Source organism: Mesobacillus maritimus, from assembly GCF_019749255.1.
GTDB classification, from domain to species: Bacteria; Bacillota; Bacilli; order Bacillales; family Cytobacillaceae; genus Mesobacillus_B; species Mesobacillus_B maritimus_A.
In genome coordinates, this window is sequence record NZ_JACWFH010000006.1 from 138,346 (window position 1) to 159,414 (window position 21,069).

Consider the following 21,069-nt stretch of genomic DNA (forward strand, 5'->3'; position numbering starts at 1 on the left):
ATTCGAGTTAGTTGTTCTTTCTTTAAAAATCAATAAAAAACCCATCCGAGTGAAGATGTTCACCGAACGGGTTTCCCTTGTTCCTATTCATTTGGGGAGTTCAAGAATACTCCTACAAACCCCTGAGCCACCTATAAACCAGCCCTGCTATTTTTTCTCGACACATTCACGACCAACTAACTCAATAAATCGTCCAATAAGTGGATTCTCTTGCTTTCCTTTTAGATAGGAGAGGTAATACCTTTGCTGAAAAGTTGGCTCTATTGGGATTTGTTGCACCCGTCCTGCTTCCATGGCAGGTCTGGCTGCGAAACTTGATACAAAACTAATCCCCAATCCTGCCTCAACGGCGGCAATAATAGCCTCTGTGCTCCCGAGTTGGGCCACAACTTGTAAGTCTTTTACTTGAATCCCTAAAAGGTTCAATCCTGCCTCCATTGATTTTCGCGTTCCGGAACCAATCTCACGGAGAACAAACGGATATTGTACTAAACTCCCTTGATTTTGATTTAACGGAGATAATGTCAAAGGATGTCCTTTTGGAGCAATGAGTACGAGGGAATCGGTCGCAACTAACTCTGAAATCATCTCAGGCGAGTCAGATTTATCTCCAGTAACTGCAATGTGGATATGCCTGTCCATCAGCCATTCTAGATTTTGTTTTGAATCCGCAATTTCATTTATCACTTCTACTTTAGGAAAAAGGTGATAAAATTGACCGATCCATTTTGGTAGCAGATACGTTCCCGGTATTGTACTTGCCCCGATTCGCAGGCTGCCTGTTAAAACACCCTGGAAGCTTTTCACCCCTTCCTGCATGTCGTTCGCCATCTCAAGGAGTTGCTTGCCTTGCTGGTACACAAAGTTGCCAGCAGGGGTTAGCTGAATCGAAGACGATCCACGTTCAATTAGCTTCACCCCCAAATCATGTTCCAAGCTTTTTACCTGGTTGCTAACAGCAGGCTGCGTCAGTCCGAGACTTTCTGCAGCGATAGAAAAGCTGTTTTTTTCCACTATCAAAAGAAATGCTTCAATTTTTTTTAGATTCATGATGTTTCCTCCACTTAGTTCCACGCTGCCCTCTCAATGGTTACCACCGTATCATTCCATGCTTGGCCGCCACCGACCGGATCCATTTTCGTCCGAATGATTGAATTAGGGTTATACCCTTTTCCTTTAGCATTTCGTCCGTACTGCCAATGGCCAAAACTAGCTGAAATCGCCAACACTCGTGGGTGAATGGCTTCGGTGATGAATGGCTTTACGGTGATCCTCGTATGCTTCCCATTCTGCTCCTTCGTAACAATAGTAAATTCAACATCCTTTTTGAGCCCATACCTCTCAGCCGTTTCTGGATGAATCCAACATGGATTGTCATCAACAATTTCAGTTAACCAGGCTTGGTTAGCTGTCCTTGATTGGGTATGAACATTCCATTTAAACGTTGTTAACATCAATTCATTCTCTGTTAATTGGTGATGATGCGGGATCGGGCGATACACAGGTAAGATTGGGGCATGCGATAGTTGGCCGATTGTATGTAGTTTAAATTGAAAGGTTCGATCATGTGTTGCAAACCCTTTGACAATCTGGTTCTTCCATACCCTGCCAATAACTTGTTGATTTCCCTTCAACCTAGCAATTCCATTTTCATCTATTATAATCGAAGGATCGTTCAGGTCATAACCTGTTTTTTCTAGGTACGGAGTAAAAGCTTTCGTTTTGGTTTTATCCACCCAAATCCCTTTTTCTATTAAATGGTCTACCCCACCCGGAACCACCTTCGCCCATTCAGTAATAAACTCCTTGGCATCTTCAAAATTAAAATAGTGAGCCATCTCTTCATCGATTGCTTTTGCTAAGCTAATCAAAATATCGCGAATATCTTTGCACTCCCCTGGGGGTGGAACAACGGGTTGCCTTAATCCAACATAAGGTTGCAGTTCATGGGAATTGCGCGCATCTAAATCCCATTTTTCTAAAAAAGTCGCGTCTGGTAAGACAATATCCGCCATTTCAACAATTTCACTATTGAAAGCATCCACGACAACATGAAAGGGCACCAAGTTTTCATCCATCAACACATCCCGGACAAAACTTGGACCTTCTGGCCAACTCATCGGTGCGTTGACATAATAAGAAAACAACGTGTCCACTTGGGCTTTTCCTTCTGCAATATACGGAAAAATGGTACTTGATGCCGCCTTTGGATACACTTGATTCACAAATGGCAATTCCGACGGATGAGAAAGTTCTGTTTTTACCGTAGGCTTTGGTGGAAGCGGACCAGGTTGCGGTGCGGACACGTTCACATCCCCAGGAATATAGCACCAACCACCCTTTTGCCCAATGTTTCCAACAAGCGCATTTAAACATAACACAGCCCATTCATTATAAAATCCATTTTCATGGGCATGTGCCCCTCGATTGGTGATGGTTGTCGCTTTTGGAGCAGCCTTTGCAAATTCAAGCGCGATTTCTTCAATTTTCTTAGCTGAAACTCCGCTTATCATTTCAGCATATTCAGGAGTATAAGGTTGATAATGTGCTCTCCATTCTTCTAATGAAGCGTTTGTCCAGTCGGTAATAAACTCTCTATCCTGCAAATTCTCTCTCAAGATCACATGGCCAATCGCCAAGGCAACCAGTCCGTCGGTACCTGGAAAGAGGGGTTGCCATTCATCTGATTGAGCGGCCGTATTTGAGAGTCGAACATCAAACGTCACTAATTTAGCTCCATTGCGCTTAGCTTCAGCAACACGTGTCATAATCCCAACATGACCTTGATGAGCTTCATAAAAATTGCTACCGAAATTAAGAATATACGATGTATTGGCAAAATCAGGGGTTTCCCAATCGGTATCAGCTATGACCGCGCGGATGGCCATTCGTTTGTTTAACGAACACAAGCCCCGATGGCCCAGCTTATTGGGCGTCCCAAATGCATTTGTAAATCGTTCAAGAAATCCATTACTTCGATCCCTTCCATAAAGCAGGACCAATTTTTCAGGACATTTCTCCTTCCGCAGCATGCGAAGCCGAGCTGAAATGGTATCAATCGCATCCTCCCAACTAATTCGTTCAAACTTGCCGCTTCCTCTGGGTCCAATCCGTTTCATTGGATATAAGATACGTTCGGGATCTTCCACCATATTGATGGCCGCTTGCCCTTTGGCGCATAATTTCCCCTTGGAATTCGGATCAAGAGGATTGCCTTCCAATTTAAGAATACGCCCGTCCTTCACTTTAGCAATCATCCCACACACCGAACTGCAATTAAGGCACATTGTGGGGATGTACTGAATCGTCATGGTATCACTTTCCTTCCAAATCATTGATTTTCTTTAGTTTTGATTCTGTATCCTGATTCAACCCCTTATACCATACACGCGGCTTTGTTGCTTCTCGTTCCCATTGGCTATAGCCCCGCTTTAACGCTTGTTGAATATACTCATCCTCTTCATATCCAAACAAAATCGCATCCGTTGGACACGTTGCCGAACAGGCTGGTACTCCACCAGCCTCCACCCTACTTTCACAAAAATCACACTTATCAGCCAATCCAGTAGATGGATCCAAATAAATGGCCCCATAAGGACAAGCTTCCACACAGGGTCCCGCCCCGATACAGCTTTCTTGATCAATCATGACCGATCCATCCTCCTTTTGAAAAATAGAGTTCGTCGGACAAGCCTCAAGACAAGGGGCGTCTTCACAATGCTGGCATAAAGTTGGCACAAACATTCGCTTTACATTAGGAAAAGCCCCGTTTTCAACATACTGTACTGTATGCCGAAAAGAATGTGTCGGGGCTCGATGTTCTGCTTTGCATGCGACCGAACAGGCATGACAACCACTACAACTGTTCAAATCAATGAGCATCATATACGTTGAAACCAATCTCTATTTCCTCCTCAATTTAACGGGTCATAGTTGTATTCTGCAAAAACAGTTTGACCTCTGTCCGAAAGCATCATCTGCATGAACTCTTCCGCAAACTCTTTATTTGGTGCTTTTGTTACGACAGAGATATAGTTGGTCGCCACAATGTTCAAGTCTTCAGGAATTTCAATCACCTGAACGGTTTTTAAGAACTCTGGGGTGACATCCGTTGTATACACAATCCCTGCTTCCGCTTCTCCTAAAGAAACCTTTTGAAGCACTTGTTTTACATTCGTTTCCAATGACACAACATTGTCCATGACCTTTTCATCGAATCCATCCCCGTACGCAACCGTAGCTTTTTTAATCACATCACGAGTATATCGACCAATCGGAACCGTATCGGTACCAATTACCAGTTTCATTTCTTTATTTCCTAAATCCTCTAATGATTCTATTCCAACCTTATTTTCTTTCGGGACCACTATGACAAGATGGTTATTTGAAACAGGAAAGAATTCTTCAATTAATCCCTGTTCTTTGACAGCTTCAATATGTTCTAAGTCCGCTGATAAAAATAAATCAGCTTTCGCTCCCTGCTCCAGTTGCGTTCGAATGATTTGCGTTCCAGCATAAGTAGCTTCCGCTTTTACATCAGGGTGATCTTGTTCAAATTCCACGATAAGCTTATTAAATGGATCGGTGGCATTTGCGGCAACTAAAGCAAACATTTCCGTTTGACTACCAACCTCTCCAGTAGCGGATTTAGAAGTAACCCCATACGTTACGACCATAAAAGCAAGAACGAAAATGATCGCAAACGAAGCCCATTTCCACTTTTTCGGTTTTGCTTTGAATTCTGTAGGAATCTTTTTCGGTTTTTGCTCAGGACGGACAGTTCTATCTTGAGAAATAGAAATAGGCCGAACCTCATTTTCTTCCACCCTTGAATAGATGTTTTCTCCATGCTGGAACCCTTCCTTTTCATAAACTTCAATCGGAATATCAGCATAGAAGGAAGAACTTCCGGTAATATGTAAACGAACAAACCCCCCAAGGGTAGCAATATCGCGAATTTCACCGTACCATTCGTAGGGTGAATTCTTTGCTTCACGACTCACCTCTGCCTTCCAGGGGTCAAAGGCTACATATTCTGGCAACCCTGGTTGCCTCTTTTCAACAGCCACTAAATTGGTCCCAGTAAACTCCGCAACAAAGTGATTGGCTGGATACTGTGCAATCTCTCGTGGAACGCCGCTTTGGATGATTTCACCTTGGTCCATAACTGCAACACGATCGGCCAATACGCGAGCATCCTCGTAGTCATGTGTAACGATGACCGTTGGAATTGAAAGCTTTTTTAGGATTTCCTTCAGCTCAGTCCTTACGTGTGAACGAGTGGAAACATCTAGTGCTGACAAAGGTTCATCTAGTAACAATAGTTTAGGTTGCGTAACCAAAGCACGTGCCAAAGCAACGCGTTGCTGCTCTCCCCCTGATAACATTGCTGGTTTGGAGGAGGCTAACGCTTCAATCCCTAAAAATGATAATGTCTCTTGGATCCGCTTGTTCTTTTCATCAGTAGGCAATCTTGAGATCCCGTAAGCAACATTTTCAGTGACAGTAAGATGGGGAAATAGTGCATAGTTTTGAAAAACAAACCCAATGTTTCTTTCTTCAGGTGGCAAGTTCTTTTTTTGCTTCTGATCGTAAAGCACCTGTCCATTGAGATCAATTTTTCCCTCATCCGGCCGTAACAGCCCTGCCAACATTTTTAACGTGGTACTTTTTCCGCAGCCAGAATGACCAATCAACACAAGCGTCTCTGTATCAATTTGCTGCGAAACATCAACTGTAAAATGACGAAGCTTTTTCTTAAGATTAATTTCTAACATTATTCTTCTCTCCAATTCTAGTTTGCAGCTAACTTATTTTTCATATACTTTTCTACAAGACTAACAAATAGAAGCACCAAGAACGACACACTTAAAAGCAAGGCAGATATAGCTGTTGCAACATCGGCATCCGATTCCATCGCAGTAAAGATGGCTAACGGCAACGTTTGGGTTTTCCCTGGCATATTTCCTGCAAACATCATCGTGGCACCAAATTCCCCTAATGCTAACGCCCAACTCAAAGCTACTCCAGAAATTAAACCCGGTAAAGCTAGTGGAATCGTCACACGCCAAAAGGTCTTAAATGCTGATACACCGAGAGTTCTTGACACAGCAAGTAGTTGATCATCCACGGCCTCGAACGACTGCCGAGCTGTATTAATATAAAAAGGTGACGCCATAAAAATTTGCGCTAACACGACGGCAATTGAGGTGAACGGAATCTCCACATCAAACAGGGAAAGCGTCCCACCCAAGAATCCATTTTGACCAAACACCAACAACAAACCGACCCCCACAACGGCAGTCGGAGCAACAATCGGCATTTTGAGACCAACCTCAAGCGCCTTCTTTCCAATGAATTCTTTTTTTGCCAGACAATAAGCAAGTGGCGTACAGAAAAGAATAATGAAAAGAATCGAAATAATGGTTGTTTGCAGGCTTAACATAAGTGCCTCATAAGCCAAACTACCATTAAGCTTCTCCCAAAGAACCGTCGGACTTTTTGAGATAAACACGGAAATCAACGGGAGAACTAAATATGTAACGATAACCAAAACAAGAAAAAAGAAAACAAACTGTCCAGCTCTTTGCAAAAATAACATGCTAGCAAACTCCTTTATTTACCAATTGTAAATTACCTGGTCTAGTATACTATTATAAATTTTTATTATCAATTACATAAAATTTTATTATACCATTCTTGTATTTATGCCCTGTTTTGTCTATCTGGACAGATTCCTAGCTTAGGTAACCCGCTGATTTAAGCACATTTCTCCGATTTACCTTAGGACCTCGCAAAGAATGAACATAAAAAAAAGTGCTTAATTTGTAAATCGTACCTTTCATCAAACTCTACAAGTCAAAAGATCAATTCTTAAGTCAGCTAATAGAAATAGGTTATCCTTAAATACAGCTTGTAATCTCAATTATTTCATAAATCTCATCCTCTTTGTTAAGATTAAAATGGTAAAAGACAGCCTATGAAAAACGGAGGACACCAACATGAATCAACAAAACCAAGCTTTCTTTACTCCTTTTACACTTCCAAATGGAGTTGAGTTAAAGAATCGAATCATAATGGCACCGATGACCAACTTTTCATCGAACCCGGATGGAATAGTTACTGATGCCGAAGTGGACTATTATGCTCGTCGCTCTGGTGGGGTTTCCATGGTGATTACTGCTTGCACGAATGTCACCCCAAATGGAAAAGGTTTCCATGGAGAATTTGCCGGTGATTCTGATGAGATGATTCCAAGCTTAAAACGCATTGCCACAGCGATAAAAGAGCAAGGAGCAAAAGCCATTTTACAAATCTTCCATGGTGGTAGAATGTGTCCGCCAGAATTGGTTCCAAACGGAGAAATTGTCAGCGCTAGTGATGTCCCTGCCCAAAGAGGTGGTGTTTCGACAGAAGAACCAGATGTTAAACCAAGAGCTTTAACAGAAGCAGAAATAGAGGAAATCATTCATGCCTTCGGGGAAACGACTCGACGTGCGGTTGAGGCAGGCTATGATGGGGTCGAAATCCACGGAGCAAATGGATATTTAATTCAACAATTCTTCTCCCCTCATTCCAATCGTCGTGAAGATCAGTATGGCGGTAGCCTCGAGAAACGAATGACCTTCCCGCTTGCGATTGTCGATGAGGTAAAAAAAGTTGTGAACGAACATGCCCCAGCAGATTTTATCGTCGGCTATCGTTTTTCACCAGAAGAACCGGAATCCCCTGGCATTACGATGGATGATACGCTTAAGCTAGTGGATACCTTAGCAGATAAAGGCTTAGACTATTTGCATGTTTCCTTAGGGGAATTCTTTTCAACACCAAGAAGAGGTGTAGAGGATCTCAATAAAACACGTATCGAATACCTACTTGAAACGATCAATCAGCGTGTGCCCCTAATTGGCGTTGGCTCTATTTACTCCGCTGAAGATGCACGCAAAGCCTTCGAGACTGGTGTTCCATTACTAGCATTAGGCAGAGAATTAATCATAGACCCAGATTGGGTTCAAAAAGTCGCAGAAGGAAAAGAAGCAGAAATTATTACCGAGATTGACAAGAGCAAACAAAAAGAATTGGTGATTCCTGATCCATTATGGAATGCGATTATCAATACACCTGGTTGGTTTCCGGGAGTGTCGTGAAAGTAAAAAAGGATCTGGTACTATTCACGACAGAAAAAAACGCAGAGTTTTTCTCTGCGTTTCCTTTTCAATTATTTACTTGTTCTATTAGACCCTTAATGACCCGCGGAATCCTCTGGCTCCGTAATAGGAGTCGGCTCCATTATGGTACACAAAAACAGTATCGTAACGACGGTCACAAAACAGTGCCCCACCAAGTTTACGAACATTCGCAGGTGTTTGCACCCAACTCGATGTTTTCAAATCGAAATTACCAAGTTTCTGTAACTCCCGGTATTCATCTTCCGTTAACATCTCAATTCCCATTTCTACAACCATATCCATCGCACTATTTTCTGGTTTATGTTTTTTTCTAGACTCCAGTGCCTCACGGTCGTAACAAATACTTCTACGACCTTTAGGACTTTCCGCTGAACAGTCATAAAATATGTACTCGCCCGTATTCTCATCTAAGCCAACAACATCGGGTTCCCCGCCGGTTCTTTCCATTTCATTCAGGGACCACAATTTTTCATTATTCCCGTCTAGCTTTGCCTGAACTTTGTCCCATTCAAGACCCTCGTGGCGGTTCATATGCTTCTCAAAACGAATCTTTAATGTGGTTAATAATTCTACAATTGTTTCTTGTGACAACTCCATACTTGTCTTTGTCAAATTCTTTTCCTCCTTATCATTTTATATTTAGGACTGACTCTTTCATTTAAGTAAACGTTACAAACTAAGTTTAACATAAACCATTTATCCTTTTGTATAACCATAGTAAAAGAGAGACTGCTAGCAATTATCACTTTGTTATTAGGGATGCTAACAAGTGCTAGAACCTACTATGACAATATTTCCATCCCTCTTTCACCTCCGCCCATATGAAAGCATACACTGTTTTACAGATTGCAAATGAGTGTTTTCATAAGGGGGCTTACTATAAATGGAATTAACAGCAGCACATTGGATGTATTTCATTGGTACGTGCATCATTATTTTAACAATGCTGCTAAGACAGAATGTGGTGGTGCCATCCATCATCGTTACTTTTTTAGTTGGCTGGATTTTCACCGGCTCATTTACCGTTGGGTTGCAAACCATTTTTAATGCTAGTTTAATTGCAGCAGGCGAGCTATTTAATATCTTTCTAATCATCACAATTATGACTGCTTTACTTCACTCGTTGAAATTACTGGGTACGGATAAGCAGATGATTACACCCTTTCAAAAGGTGATGAAAAATGGGCATATCTCCTTTTGGACATTGATTCTCGTTACGTACGCCATCTCCTTATTCTTTTGGCCAACACCCGCTGTTCCGTTAGTCGGCGCTTTGCTCATTCCAGTTGCTATACGTGCTGGACTTCCACCAATTGGGGCAGCCATTGCCATTTCACTAGCTGGTCAAGGGATGGCCCTTTCATCTGACTATGTGATTCAAATTGCTCCAACCTTAACAGCAACAGCTGCCGGTGTGGATGTAGGAATTGTTGCGGACCGGGCGTTTGTGTTATCTATTGTCACAGGTATTGCTGCAATCATTATCGCTTACCTAACGTTACGAAAAGGAATTTTATCCCCATCAGACAATCATTTATCAGCTTGGGAAAAACAAGATCTATCCAATGAAGAAATGAAGGAAGCCGCTGAAATTAACGAACCCGCGAAAAGTAAATACAGCTTCTTATTCGCCATTCTTGTTCCCCTAACATTTCTCATTATTATCGTCTACATGTTTCTTGCTAAGTTCTCCGATCTTATTCCATCGGTTGAAGGTGGAACAGGAGCCGCTTTAATCGGCGGGGCTTCAGCACTCCTATTGATTGCTGCTTCCATGTTTAAAAACCCACGCTCCTCCTTAAATGCCGTTAGCGACAATCTTGTTAAAGGATTTTTATTTGCCTTTAAAGCGATGGGCCCAGTTATTCCCATTGCAGGATTTTTCTTTATTGGAAGTGGAGAGTTATCAGGCAGAATCCTAGGAACCCCCGCAGATGATGCTCCGTCTTTCTTGTTTGATTTAGTCGTTTCTGGTCAGCAATTCATCCCCGAAAGCCCGTTTATTGCAGGCTTTGGTATTCTGATCATTGGAATGATTACAGGATTAGATGGCTCCGGTTTCTCTGGTCTTCCTTTAGTTGGGTCTTTATCCGGTGCATTAGGTGGCAGCGTTGGGGTTGACCCCGAAACATTATCAGCGATTGGGCAAATGGGCTCGATTTGGGTCGGTGGCGGAACATTAATCGCCTGGTCGTCCCTCGTCGCAGTAGCCGGCTTCGCCAAAGTCCCGGTCATGGAGCTGGTTCGAAAGAGCTTTTTCCCAGTAATCATTGGACTGATCCTGTCCACCTTCGTTGGGTTATGGTTTTTTTAAACCTTAACAAGCACCTGGCCTAGTAACAATTTGTTTAAGACATTTTTCAAGGAATAGTGTATCCTTCCACTATTCCTTTTCATTTTAGTATTCTTGGATTCTTGGATCCTCGATCTTTACTTACATAGAAAGAAATCATTATTCTATATGATTACTATAACGCAACAGGCTCTCTACCTAATCAAGGAAGAGAGCCTGTGCTATTATCGCAAAAAAATTCAAATAAAGGTTAATTAGGAAGTCAAATAAGGATTGCAATCATTTAATTACACTTTTTAACAATGTAAATTAATTGCTTTGAATTCGGGATAGTATACGATCCTCCATCATTTCGATGAATAAACGATTCGAGTTTTTTCGTAACTAAATAGCGGGATGTCATATCTCCTTCTTGAAAGGAAGAAGTGTCTTCACTCAAAACGAGTGCATTTGTATTGTTGTTCATGATCTCAGCAAGGTCTCTCGTTGTATAGATCGTTCCTTTTTCCAAGTCAATCAGTTCATTTTCCATATATCCCATCGTTTTTTCCCTCCTTTTATTAATCATTCGCTAAAAAGAGTGGAAAATCCTGCTGTTTTTACCCTTCAAAAGAACATTTAATCTTATTATCAAAAACTTAACCAAAGCACATGGAGCATTCCCCTCGCAATCATTGAAATCTCTTGCAATCTTTCATGGGAAACGTTCACATATTCAACTCAGTGCCCCAGATTTCGAAAGGAAATTAGGAAGATGATCTGCATTTTTTTAGCAGGCAAATTCCTCTTAGATGGCGAATTAAATGATTAAAAAATCCCCTCTGAAAGAGTGATTCCAATGAGCCCCATTACCTTTAAAGCATTTGCCATCACCAATGAAATCGACTTAAACAAGCTTGCCGTAGATTGTGGCATACCAAAAAAATTCACATGGGAAGAGCCTTTAATTCTAAAAGGTCGTATTCTAAGCTCGATCCTTCATAAAGAAGTGAACGATTTCCAACAAGTGCTTGTCTTTTCCTTCGGAAGCATTGTCTTCATTAATACTTCAAACACAGATGAGATGAAAAGCTTTTACTCCTATATTCATACCTTTGAACCTGAGATTGACCTCAAGCAAGTAGAACGATATACAGACGATTATTGTCTTCATATCAAAGAAAATGAAAGTATTGAGTTAACAGACGAATATGTAGTGGTTCCAGAGTTTGACTCAATTTATCCAGAGTTAATTTCAACGGTTCTTGCAAAGTCAGTGGCACTCGAGAAAACCGAAGAAGCCTTAGGGCAAATCCATGATAAACTCGAAACGATGATTGATAGGTTGGAAAAAGGAAAACTTCGAATTGGCAATAAAGAATTGGCAAGGACTACCGCCAAGATTGTTCGACACGAATACAATACCATTGCCTATATCATGATTTTAGATAAACCTGATATCACTTGGACTAATAGTACCGCAGGAGAATTTTACGATAACATGGCAGAGTTTTTTGAATTAACGGACCGATACAAAATCCTAAAAAACAAAACAGAAACACTGTATAGCATTATGGATGGATTTTCAAATATCAGCCATTCTATACGGGGGCTGTTTGTAGAATGGGTCATCGTGCTCCTTATCCTCTTTGAGATTGTCCTTACGCTACTAGAAATTGCAGGGTTACTACCATAATTTAATAGCATAAATGAAACGAACCAAGGCCCTTTTAAGGCCCTTGGTTCTACGAGTTTACACCAGCCATTATGCAGAGAGTATAAGAGGGTTCGTTCAAAGCTTACTATCAGGATATCGTACTCGTCCCTTTCTCATTGAACTCAGCTACCTTCTCTAGTAGATTCAGCTTGAGAAATCCGTTTCCTTCTGAACTTTTACGGAAACCAAGTGGGACTGTTCGTCTAATCAGTTGTGCATACACCTCTGCTTCACTTAATGTTCTATTAAACTCATTTTCACTTAGGTTAATGATTAAAGGAAGAGCGCCGGCTATATGCGGAGCTGCCATTGAAGTTCCAGATAGTTTTGCATATTTATTGTCCGGGTACGTTGACATCACTTCTACACCAGGGGCGACAAGATCAATTTCAGTATGGGTATTGGTAAAAGGGGCAAGCTTCAAATCCATGCTTACAGCTCCGACGGAAATGACTTCGTTATAAGCTCCAGGATAAGCGTACTCAAAGGTTTCTTCTTCGCCATCCCCTTCATTTCCAGCCGCTACGACGACGGAAATATTTTTTTGAACGGCATGTTGAATTGCCTGATGCATTTCAGGAACATCACTCGGACCACCGAGAGACATACAAATCACACGAACTCGTTCCTCTTGAGGGCCACGCCAATCAACAGCGAAGTTTATCGCATTGATAATCCAGTCATAATTGCCTGACCCATCACCTGTTAACGCCTTTAAACTTAGAATTTGCGCACTAGGTGCAACACCGGCAACTCCTTGCTGGTTTAAACTAGCAGCAATTGTTCCGGATACGTGAGTACCATGACCGTTATTGTCTTCGAAAGCGTCAGGATTTCCTTGAAAATCGGTTGTGAAATTTCTCCCACCAATGATTCGATCCCTCAAATCTGGATGATTTGTGTCTATCCCAGTATCAATAACGGCAACGACAATCCCAGCCCCATGGTTGCTTTCCTCCCAGATCTCAGGAGCCTGTACCAACCGAATTCCTTCTGGTATTTCATCAGCGTGTTCGACGACCTGTTGAATCGTATACGGAATTAACTTCACTTGTTTATCTCTCATCCTTTTCCTCCTTCGAATTTAATAAACAGGGTGTTATAACCTTACCCACTAAAGAACATTTGTTCTATTTCATTATACATTAAACGCTTCACTGAATATAGTAAAAAATCAGTTTTTTCTAAAAACAGGAGATTCTCCCCATCTATTAACCTAAATGCCCTCTTATCAATCCTTCCGCTCCCTCTGGTTCTGTTGATTGGAATCAACAGAACTGGATTAATCTATACTTTAGTTAACATAATACTATTATCGTTACCTTTTGCCTTTCTATGAGATTAACCCCAGTCGTACTGTTCACACCCTTTATAAAGAGAAAGGAATTACATAAACTTTGGACTAAACAAATACAAGTCAAATTTTAGACAATAGAAATGCAAATTGCGATAATAGAAACGATCATAATTGATTTATTTTTATGAGTGACTTAAGATGGGAATCTTATTAATGAGGTGAAGAAAATGAAAGTAACGATAACCCAAAATGCAAACCAGCAGCTAATTAGCAAACTAGGCGAAGAACCGACTATTCGGCTTAATGAAGTTCGCACATCTGGTTGAGGTGCCACATATGTGTATGAACTTGCTCAGGGTGAGCAAGTAAAAAGTGACGAAGTTTTTAAAGACTATCCTATTACCATCCTAATAGACCCATCAGTGATTGGCCATCTAGATGGTGATGTGGTCATTGACCATCATAATAATTATGGGTTTATCCTTAAAAATAATTTTGAAACCTTAACCTTTGGAATGAAATTTACTCAAAACACTTAGAAGCAGGGGCAACTCCCCTGCTTCCTTTTTTAGATTGCATTTTTTTATCCAAAAATAGAATTATCCCTAGTTCTGCTAGAAAACTAGGGATTAACGCCCGTCTAAAAAACGGCCCTTAATTGGTCCATATTCAAATAACTTTCCTTCATATACCTGATGTAGTCTGTCATTGGTTCTGAAATCATCAGGGGTAACGAGCGCCGGGAGTTTCCCCCATAGTCGAACTCCAGATCGATGAAGGATTTCCGCAACAAACTGGGAACAAAAATAAGAATTACTAAATTCAACAGGTTCTTTCAAGGAAACACCGATAACACCTAGTAGATTATAAAGAAATTTGTGTTGATTTTTTTTAAAGACATTTAACACACGTTTCATTTTTACGATTTCTCGCTCGGATACTTCAAGTCTATAAATAACACAAGTTGTTTCTGGATACTTGCTGTAAGTACCTTCGAAAATATCTTCCCTTACAAAGCCACCGTTCATAGGGTTACTCGGGTGTTTCCGTCCAAAACTATATAACTCTTGCAAATCTGGGTCAAAGGAGATTGATGCATGATTATATGGCGCCCTTGTATACTTCTTTATCGATTTTGTAAACAAGGTTCCTGTGTCTGTGAGCATAATATATACATTTTGGGTTCCATCCATCTGTTTTCCCTCTTTTAAAAATGTCATTAATAACCTATATTTATTATACATAACTCATAAAAAAATAGGTATAAAGTTGGTGGAGAAATGAATAGCGCACTTTGGACACAATTTATCATTTTTATAAGCTTACTCATTATTAGTCTATTATTTCAAATCATAAAAAAGTGTCAGCCAAATAAGGATTTTACCTCTCTCTCCTCGCGTGTTAAAACCTGGTGGGGAATGTTTGTAATTTTTGTTTTCGCCACATTATTTAACCCTCTCGTTTCCTTACTATCCTTAATGGTGCTTTGTTTTTTTGCTTTAAAGGAATTTTATTCAATGATTCGAACAAGAAAAGTTGATCGAAGAGCCTTTTTATGGGCTTATCTATCCATCCCAGTTCAATTTTATTGGATCTACATTGAATGGTATGGAATGTTTATCGTCTTTATCCCGATTTACGTATTTCTATTCTTGCCTATCCCTCGAATTCTTGGAAAAAAAGGAACTGTGGGCTTTCTTCGCTCCGTAAGCTCAACCCAATGGGGACTGATGCTCATGGTATTTGGCTTAAGTCATTTAGCCTATTTCCAATTTGCATCACCTGAATACGGGGCGAATTTAGTGTTATTTTTGGTTTTACTTACGCAACTGAACGATGCTATCCATTTTTTAATTACTTTGTATTTTGGCAAACGAAAAGTCATTCCAACAGCAAACCCAAATATCTCATGGGAAGGATTTATCGGAGCCACTATCGTCACAACGACCGTTGCTTATTTTGTCTATCCCTATTTAACTCCCTTTGACCAAACCTTTGGCATTATTTCAGGATTGCTCATAGCAGTCGGAGGCTTTTTTGGAGCATCAACGATCTCCATTTTAAAACGAGACTTATTAATCGGGGATGACGAAAAATCTACATCATTAAAGGAAAGTTATCTCAGTCGTGTTGATAGTTTAACGTATACTTCACCAATCTTTTTCCACATTATTCGTTACTTTTTTGATTTTATGTAAACCGTAAACAGCAGATGTTTACGGTTTTTCTACCTATTTTAGTTGCCATATTCCCTACACCTACAAGCGGCCTCATCAGCAATAATAATCACATTGGGATGTCTGTTGAGAATGGATGCAGGGAACTCTTCAGATACCTCACCGTTTATTAATCGAGCTAGCGCTGTTGCCTTTTTCTCCCCAGAAACGAGAAGGAGAATTAATTTGCTTTCGGTAATCGTATCAATTCCCATGGTAATCGCTTGAGTTGGAACTTCATCCACGCTGTCAAAAAATCTAGCATTGGCCAGTCGGGTTGATTCCATTAAGTCAATCACATGTGTCCTGCTAGAAAAAGAAGTTCCAGGTTCATTAAATCCGATATGTCCGTTTAAACCTAGGCCTAATACTTGAATATCAATTTGACCAGCTTCACGAATTTGTTGTTCATAATTTTGGCATTCTACTACCAAATCATTGGCTGTTCCGTCTGGAATGAACGTTTGCCCAGAGCCAATATCGATGTGCTTAAACAGCTTTTCATTCATAAAGTAATGGTAACTATTCGGGTGTTGACGTCCTAGTCCGACATATTCATCTAAGTTAAAGGTCTTTACATGTTTAAAAGAGACTGTTTCCTGCTCATAAGCTTTAATTAAAGATTGATACATCCCAATCGGCGTTGACCCCGTCGCCAATCCAAGCACGGGGTCTGCTTTCTTTGCAATTAAGTCCAAAAGAACGGAACTCGCTTTTTGACTCATTTCTTGATAATCTTTTACTTTTACTATTTTCAAATTCCTTCATCCTTTGTATGCAATGACACCCTTACATATGGTGTATTGAATATTCATGTTGTCATCTACCAGCAAAACGTCCCCGTCTTTTCCAACTTCAATGCTGCCTTTCCGGTCAAACAGTCTGATCTGTTTTGCCGGATTCACTGAAGCCATTTCAATAATCTCTCTAATGGAAACACCATTTAACCGGAGCATGGCTTGAGCTCCTTCATTCATTTTTAATATGCTGCCAGCAAGCGTTCCATCTTCTAACACAGCACGATCTTCCGTCACTTTTACTGGCTGACCGCCTAGTTCATAATCACCAGGCTGTAGACCCTTCGCTCGCATTGAATCCGTAATCATGATGAGTCTCTGACTACCAATATGATCAAAAATCAACTGCATCATTTCCGGGGATACGTGGATGCCGTCACAAATCAGTTCAGACTGCAATTCCTCAAGTTGGAAGGCTGCCCCAACAACACCAATGTCTCGATGATGAATCCCTGACATGGCATTGCATAGATGAGTTACCTGGCGAACCCCTTCAGATACTGCCTTTTTCATTCCTTGAAAGTCAGTATCCGTATGCCCTGCCGACACATTTATTCCATTACTATATAATGTATTGATAAATGATCCATCTTGGCTGTGTTCCGGTGCCATCGTAATCGTTTTGATTTTATCGTCCGCAAGATTCTGCCACTTGTTGAAAAGATTCAAATCAGGTTCAACAATATATTGCTGCGGTTGAGCACCTGCCCGCTTCTTTTCAACAAATGGTCCTTCCAAATGGACACCAATGACTTCTGCATACCCACTCTTATTTTGATAGCTTGCGATATTCATCAGTGCTTTTTCAATCATTTCAGGTGCTTGCGTAATCGTAGTTGCGAGGAAGCTTGTTGTCCCTTCGGATGGTAAATAGGAAGCGATTTTATCCAGTGCCTCCTCCGTTGCATCCATCGTATCCGCTCCATTCGCCCCATGAATATGACCATCAATAAAACCAGGAATTAGATTAAAATTTGCCCCATCAATTACATTCTCATCATCAAGCCTAATCTTTGGCTCATCAGAATATATCTCTGTAATCACGCCGTCTTCAATCAGTACAGACCCCTTTTCAATGACCTGATTAGTCGTAAAAACCTTTGCATTTTTAATCAATAATTGTTTCATTCTATAACAAGATCCCTTCTTGAAAAGCAGAATAAACGAAACCCTGCTTCTTCGCTTTAAAATCAGTTAGGACATAAACTTCCCCATAAAACCTAGAATCGTCCAAGTCTCATGAAAAAAAATCCAATCAAAGTGATTGGATTAGATTTTCAAGTCCTACTTACAAGTTCAATGACCATTCCCGGCTTTAGATACGATAGCAATATGACATCGTCTGCGGTAAGTTTTCCAATAACGTTAACCCGTTCATCTGCAGGTAAGTCACGTAATGTAATTTGGATTTCCCCTCGGTAACGGCCGTAATTGTTATTATCCATGGTAATCGAGCCTGCCGGACGCGAAACAGTATGCTTAGGTCCTACCGATTCGTTGGTTCTGGTATTCATAAATCTCAGGACATCCCGGGACAAATCTGGTCGCAACTGATAGTGTCCACCATGAGTGAACCCGTCTTCGACAGTGAGGCTCACTGTTTTTTCACTGGCCATTCTCATTAGCTTTTCCAATAACCCATGACCATGGTCGGGATCACCAATATACACTTCATCCACCCCAGAATGAAAAAGCTCTAAAGCTGCTAAAAATGAATCTGTATCCCGGTGTTTTTCAAGTGTCGGCAACCCTTCACCTATCGGGCCCCGCTTTTCCCCTGCCCCTGGGATATAGGCACTAATCGGAATGTTATATCGTTTATACAGTTCATTCTGCTGAGTGAAAAAGGCTTCACTTAAACCTGTTTCTGCCCTTGGATAAAAATTATGCCATCCGATCAACTGCTCGGCGTTTAATCCACTGTTTAATAGTTTCTTTAAGTCTTCCTCAAAGAATATACTTGCGTTCACTGCAAGTTTAAATTCAGTTGCTAAAGAAATAATGTGTTCATGGTCAAAAAAGTCATCTAATCGCAAGCCCGTAACACCCAGCTTTTTCAATGCAAATAAATCATCAAGACCTAAATGGGCTGGTGTATGGTAAGATACATCGGCGAAAACTTCAATTCCGCTGTCTTTCGCGAGCTGCAGTAACTTTTTTGCTCGTCCCGCAAGGTCACCTGATTCTTCTGGGATGTGAAGCGAGGTAAATGCTCGCTTCACACCCATTTCTCCAGCCTGTATGATTCTTTCTTCAGCTAAACTATCATTCAAATAGAACGAAATGCCAATCAATCAAATTCACCTGCCATTTCATCTTTAAACCCGAATAGGTAAGTAAAGACAAAACCTGCTGCGTAGGCAATGAATACACCTACTAAATATAGAAAGACTTCCCCATTATTTACGATAAACGCAAGTGGTATACCGGAAACACCGACCGCTACAGTAGCAATGTCAAAGTAGGCTTGGAAGGCCCCACCAAAACCTGCTCCTATACAAGCGGTAATAAATGGTCGTCCAAGTGGTAGGGTGACACCAAAGATGAGTGGTTCACCAATTCCTAAGATTCCAGATGGCAGTCCGCCACCGATTGCTCTTTTAAGACGTGGTTTTTTTGTTTTTAAATAAATCGCAAAGGCCGCTCCAACTTGACCTGCTCCACCCATTGCCAAGATTGGCAGTAATGGATCATCCCCAATGCTATTAATCAACTCGAGGTGAACAGGTGTTAAACCTTGATGTAAGCCTGTTACTACTAACGGCAAGAAGGTTGCGCCTAGGACAAATCCGGCAACAATTCCGCCCATATCTAGAATAGAAAGCAAACCTTTTGTGATAATGTCTGAAATAAAACCACCCACTGGCATAAACACTAAATACGTAACGATCCCTGTCACTAATAGAGCAATCGTAGGAGTAATAATGATATCAAGTGATTGTGGCACAAATTTGCGCACTCTTTTTTCAACAATCGCGATAAAAATAGCTGCAAGTAAAACGCCAATCAGACCGCCTCGTCCTGGAAGCAATTCCTCCCCAAACAAAGTAATCGTAGCCGCAGCAGGATTAATAATCAATATCCCCGCCAAGCCTCCAAGTGCTGGCGACCCACCAAATTCCTTCGCGGCATTTATCCCTACTAATATACCAAGATAGGCAAATAATCCTCCGCCAATTACGGTTAAAATCGTTGCTAGTTGGGATTCTTCTGGCAACCAGCCTGCTTGAATAACAGCTTTTGAAATCCCTGTAATTAACCCGGAGGCAACGAGTGCAGGAATTAACGGAATGAAAATGCTTGCAATTTTCCGTAGGAACAATTTAAAAGGAGTAGCGTTCTTTTTATTGATTTCCCCTTTCACTACTGCTGCACGGTCCTTTAAATTGATTTCCCCTGATGATTCTATTAGTTTACCAAACTCTTCTGTTACTCTGTTCACTTTACCTGGTCCAAGAATGATTTGCAGCGTCTCTTCTTCAACGAAACCAATAACGCCTTCAATCTTTTTTATAGCCGCTTTATTGACAAGTGACTCATCATGCGGTGTAACACGAAGACGAGTCATACAATGTGTATAGGACTCAATATTTCCGGCTCCACCTAATTGTTCTAATATTTTTTCTGCAAGAATTTTGTTTTCACCAGCCATGACCGGCTCCCCCCATCATCATTAAAAATAGGATCGATCATCTAGATTATTGATCCTTTAAAAACTGGATTGCTCCCCTTGTCTTATCAATGTAATGAACCGTTTCTTCATATTGTTCGGTTGCAACGCTTAAAAACAATACATCAATAATAAATAACTGCGCTAACCGAGACGAAGTGGCCGCACTCCGGAAAGGGGCTTCCGCTGAATAGGAAGTATACAAATTTATATCAGCTAAAGACGCAACAGAACTTTGACCATATTTCGTCAAGCTAATTGTTTTTACTCCATGTTCCTTTGCAAGTGCAACCACATTGGTGACTTCGGGTGTTTCTCCTGAGAACGAGATCGCAAACACAACATCGTCCTTTTCTGCATTCGCAACTAAGGTCGCTACCATGTGGGTATCGGAAAACGCTGTTGCCCTTTTATTGATACGAAGTAGCTTTTGTTGGGCATCAATTGCAATCACATGGGAAGCACCAATTCCAAATAAATGAATATTCTTTGAAGCTAAAAGAGCTTGAACAGCTTTTTCAAGTTCGTCATGATTAATGATTTCTGCTGAATCCCGCAAGCTCTGGATACTGTTACTCAGCGTCTTTTGAACGATGTCTTCTGATTTTTCCCCTTGTTCAATATCTCGATAGCCCTGTTCTTTCGGCTTTCCAAGATCTCCAACAATTCGAACCTTTAAATCTTGAAACCCTTTCACCCCGAGGGATTTGCACAGCCTGATGACAGCGGCACCGCTTGATTGGGTTTTTGTTGCTAATTCGCTGACTGTGCAATTCACTGCTTCATAAGGATATTCCAGAATATACTGAGCAATTTTTCGTTCTGAGGCTGGTAATTGCTCTAGCATATTTTTAATCATTTTCATTCCGCCAGTAACCACTGTGACACCACCTTTTTACGCAGGTTTTCGA

At 41.0% G+C, this 21,069-nt stretch carries 19 protein-coding genes; 5 read left to right on the forward strand and 14 right to left on the reverse strand.

Translation table 11 applies throughout. The features are described 5' to 3' along the window. Nucleotides 1-147: 147 nt before the first annotated feature. From H0185_RS03010 to H0185_RS03030, 5 genes are read right to left on the reverse strand one after another with little or no spacing between them, the layout of a single operon-like run. A complete protein-coding gene (locus H0185_RS03010) occupies nt 148-1,050 on the reverse strand; it encodes a selenium metabolism-associated LysR family transcriptional regulator (protein ID WP_221871078.1) in 903 nt (300 codons plus the stop codon). Between the two features lie 14 nt (nt 1,051-1,064). After that, on the reverse strand, nt 1,065-3,311 hold the full coding sequence (locus H0185_RS03015; protein WP_221871080.1) for a molybdopterin-containing oxidoreductase family protein: 2,247 nt from the start codon (nt 3,309-3,311) through the stop codon (nt 1,065-1,067). Between the two features lie 4 nt (nt 3,312-3,315). Continuing rightward, nucleotides 3,316-3,900, reverse strand: coding sequence for a 4Fe-4S dicluster domain-containing protein (locus tag H0185_RS03020; RefSeq protein WP_221871082.1), 585 nt, complete (start codon nt 3,898-3,900; stop codon nt 3,316-3,318). Between the two features lie 14 nt (nt 3,901-3,914). Then, nucleotides 3,915-5,777, reverse strand: coding sequence for a molybdate ABC transporter substrate-binding protein (modA, locus tag H0185_RS03025; RefSeq protein WP_221871084.1), 1,863 nt, complete (start codon nt 5,775-5,777; stop codon nt 3,915-3,917). 17 nt (nt 5,778-5,794) lie between these two features. Beyond that, the gene (locus H0185_RS03030) at nt 5,795-6,601 is read right to left on the reverse strand and encodes an ABC transporter permease (protein WP_221871085.1); all 807 of its coding nucleotides are present in this window, start codon (nt 6,599-6,601) and stop codon (nt 5,795-5,797) included. A gap of 400 nt (nt 6,602-7,001) precedes the next feature. Between H0185_RS03030 and H0185_RS03035 the strand changes: the two genes are divergently transcribed. Continuing rightward, nucleotides 7,002-8,147 (forward strand): NADH-dependent flavin oxidoreductase, encoded by a 1,146-nt coding sequence (locus H0185_RS03035; protein WP_221871087.1) that lies wholly within the window; start codon nt 7,002-7,004, stop codon nt 8,145-8,147. 87 nt (nt 8,148-8,234) lie between these two features. Here H0185_RS03035 and H0185_RS03040 read toward each other — a convergent pair whose 3' ends face one another. After that, nucleotides 8,235-8,786, reverse strand: coding sequence for a DUF4256 domain-containing protein (locus H0185_RS03040; RefSeq protein WP_425515807.1), 552 nt, complete (start codon nt 8,784-8,786; stop codon nt 8,235-8,237). Nucleotides 8,787-9,072: 286 nt separating this feature from the next. Here H0185_RS03040 and H0185_RS03045 point away from each other — a divergent pair, with 286 nt between their 5' ends. Continuing rightward, nucleotides 9,073-10,503 carry a hypothetical protein gene (locus H0185_RS03045; RefSeq protein ID WP_221871091.1) on the forward strand — a complete coding sequence of 477 codons (1,431 nt, stop codon included), beginning with the start codon at nt 9,073-9,075 and terminating at the stop codon, nt 10,501-10,503. Nucleotides 10,504-10,765: 262 nt separating this feature from the next. On the opposite strand, the gene H0185_RS03050 is transcribed toward H0185_RS03045, so the two are convergent. Beyond that, nucleotides 10,766-11,023: a hypothetical protein gene (locus H0185_RS03050; protein WP_221871093.1), complete on the reverse strand. Its 258-nt coding sequence runs from the start codon at nt 11,021-11,023 to the stop codon at nt 10,766-10,768. A 297-nt stretch (nt 11,024-11,320) separates the two neighbouring features. Here H0185_RS03050 and H0185_RS03055 point away from each other — a divergent pair, with 297 nt between their 5' ends. Beyond that, nucleotides 11,321-12,157 carry an RMD1 family protein gene (locus tag H0185_RS03055; RefSeq protein WP_221871094.1) on the forward strand — a complete coding sequence of 279 codons (837 nt, stop codon included), beginning with the start codon at nt 11,321-11,323 and terminating at the stop codon, nt 12,155-12,157. A gap of 109 nt (nt 12,158-12,266) precedes the next feature. Here H0185_RS03055 and H0185_RS03060 read toward each other — a convergent pair whose 3' ends face one another. Continuing rightward, nucleotides 12,267-13,244: a S8 family peptidase gene (locus H0185_RS03060; protein ID WP_221871096.1), complete on the reverse strand. Its 978-nt coding sequence runs from the start codon at nt 13,242-13,244 to the stop codon at nt 12,267-12,269. A gap of 569 nt (nt 13,245-13,813) precedes the next feature. Here H0185_RS03060 and H0185_RS03065 point away from each other — a divergent pair. Then, entirely contained in the window at nt 13,814-14,014 is a 201-nt protein-coding gene (locus H0185_RS03065) for an iron-sulfur cluster assembly accessory protein (protein WP_221871098.1), read from the forward strand. Between the two features lie 90 nt (nt 14,015-14,104). Here the strand turns inward: H0185_RS03065 and H0185_RS03070 are convergent, their stop codons facing one another. Beyond that, the gene (locus tag H0185_RS03070) at nt 14,105-14,668 is read right to left on the reverse strand and encodes a hypothetical protein (protein WP_221871100.1); all 564 of its coding nucleotides are present in this window, start codon (nt 14,666-14,668) and stop codon (nt 14,105-14,107) included. An 87-nt stretch (nt 14,669-14,755) separates the two neighbouring features. On the opposite strand from H0185_RS03070, the gene H0185_RS03075 reads away from it, so the two are divergent. Continuing rightward, nucleotides 14,756-15,673 carry a phosphatidate cytidylyltransferase gene (locus H0185_RS03075; RefSeq protein ID WP_221871102.1) on the forward strand — a complete coding sequence of 306 codons (918 nt, stop codon included), beginning with the start codon at nt 14,756-14,758 and terminating at the stop codon, nt 15,671-15,673. 38 nt (nt 15,674-15,711) lie between these two features. On the opposite strand, the gene nagB is transcribed toward H0185_RS03075, so the two are convergent. The 5 genes from nagB to H0185_RS03100 all read right to left on the reverse strand — a co-directional run bounded on the left by nagB (nt 15,712) and on the right by H0185_RS03100 (nt 21,038). Beyond that, nucleotides 15,712-16,449, reverse strand: coding sequence for a glucosamine-6-phosphate deaminase (nagB, locus tag H0185_RS03080; RefSeq protein ID WP_221871104.1), 738 nt, complete (start codon nt 16,447-16,449; stop codon nt 15,712-15,714). A gap of 6 nt (nt 16,450-16,455) precedes the next feature. Continuing rightward, on the reverse strand, nt 16,456-17,616 hold the full coding sequence (gene nagA, locus H0185_RS03085) for an N-acetylglucosamine-6-phosphate deacetylase (protein WP_221871106.1): 1,161 nt from the start codon (nt 17,614-17,616) through the stop codon (nt 16,456-16,458). Between the two features lie 149 nt (nt 17,617-17,765). After that, on the reverse strand, nt 17,766-18,782 hold the full coding sequence (locus H0185_RS03090) for a MupG family TIM beta-alpha barrel fold protein (RefSeq protein WP_221871107.1): 1,017 nt from the start codon (nt 18,780-18,782) through the stop codon (nt 17,766-17,768). Further along, a complete protein-coding gene (locus H0185_RS03095; protein WP_221871109.1) occupies nt 18,779-20,140 on the reverse strand; it encodes a PTS transporter subunit EIIC in 1,362 nt (453 codons plus the stop codon). Before H0185_RS03095 ends, H0185_RS03090 begins: the two co-directional genes overlap by 4 nt. Before the next feature lie 46 nt (nt 20,141-20,186). Then, nucleotides 20,187-21,038, reverse strand: a complete 852-nt coding sequence (locus H0185_RS03100; protein ID WP_221871111.1) for a MurR/RpiR family transcriptional regulator — start codon at nt 21,036-21,038, stop codon at nt 20,187-20,189. Nucleotides 21,039-21,069: the final 31 nt, after the last annotated feature.

Coding starts and splice junctions, on each gene's coding strand:
- H0185_RS03070 (WP_221871100.1), bottom strand. CDS start 14,668: ATGGATGGAACCCAAAATGTATATATTATGCTCACAGACACAGGAACC.
- H0185_RS03015 (WP_221871080.1), bottom strand. CDS start 3,311: ATGACGATTCAGTACATCCCCACAATGTGCCTTAATTGCAGTTCGGTG.
- H0185_RS03040 (WP_425515807.1), bottom strand. CDS start 8,786: ATGGAGTTGTCACAAGAAACAATTGTAGAATTATTAACCACATTAAAG.
- H0185_RS03095 (WP_221871109.1), bottom strand. CDS start 20,140: ATGGCTGGTGAAAACAAAATTCTTGCAGAAAAAATATTAGAACAATTA.
- H0185_RS03045 (WP_221871091.1), top strand. CDS start 9,073: ATGGAATTAACAGCAGCACATTGGATGTATTTCATTGGTACGTGCATC.
- H0185_RS03035 (WP_221871087.1), top strand. CDS start 7,002: ATGAATCAACAAAACCAAGCTTTCTTTACTCCTTTTACACTTCCAAAT.
- H0185_RS03075 (WP_221871102.1), top strand. CDS start 14,756: ATGAATAGCGCACTTTGGACACAATTTATCATTTTTATAAGCTTACTC.
- nagA (WP_221871106.1), bottom strand. CDS start 17,616: ATGAAACAATTATTGATTAAAAATGCAAAGGTTTTTACGACTAATCAG.
- H0185_RS03010 (WP_221871078.1), bottom strand. CDS start 1,050: ATGAATCTAAAAAAAATTGAAGCATTTCTTTTGATAGTGGAAAAAAAC.
- H0185_RS03060 (WP_221871096.1), bottom strand. CDS start 13,244: ATGAGAGATAAACAAGTGAAGTTAATTCCGTATACGATTCAACAGGTC.
- modA (WP_221871084.1), bottom strand. CDS start 5,777: ATGTTAGAAATTAATCTTAAGAAAAAGCTTCGTCATTTTACAGTTGAT.
- H0185_RS03030 (WP_221871085.1), bottom strand. CDS start 6,601: ATGTTATTTTTGCAAAGAGCTGGACAGTTTGTTTTCTTTTTTCTTGTT.
- H0185_RS03050 (WP_221871093.1), bottom strand. CDS start 11,023: ATGGGATATATGGAAAATGAACTGATTGACTTGGAAAAAGGAACGATC.
- H0185_RS03055 (WP_221871094.1), top strand. CDS start 11,321: ATGAGCCCCATTACCTTTAAAGCATTTGCCATCACCAATGAAATCGAC.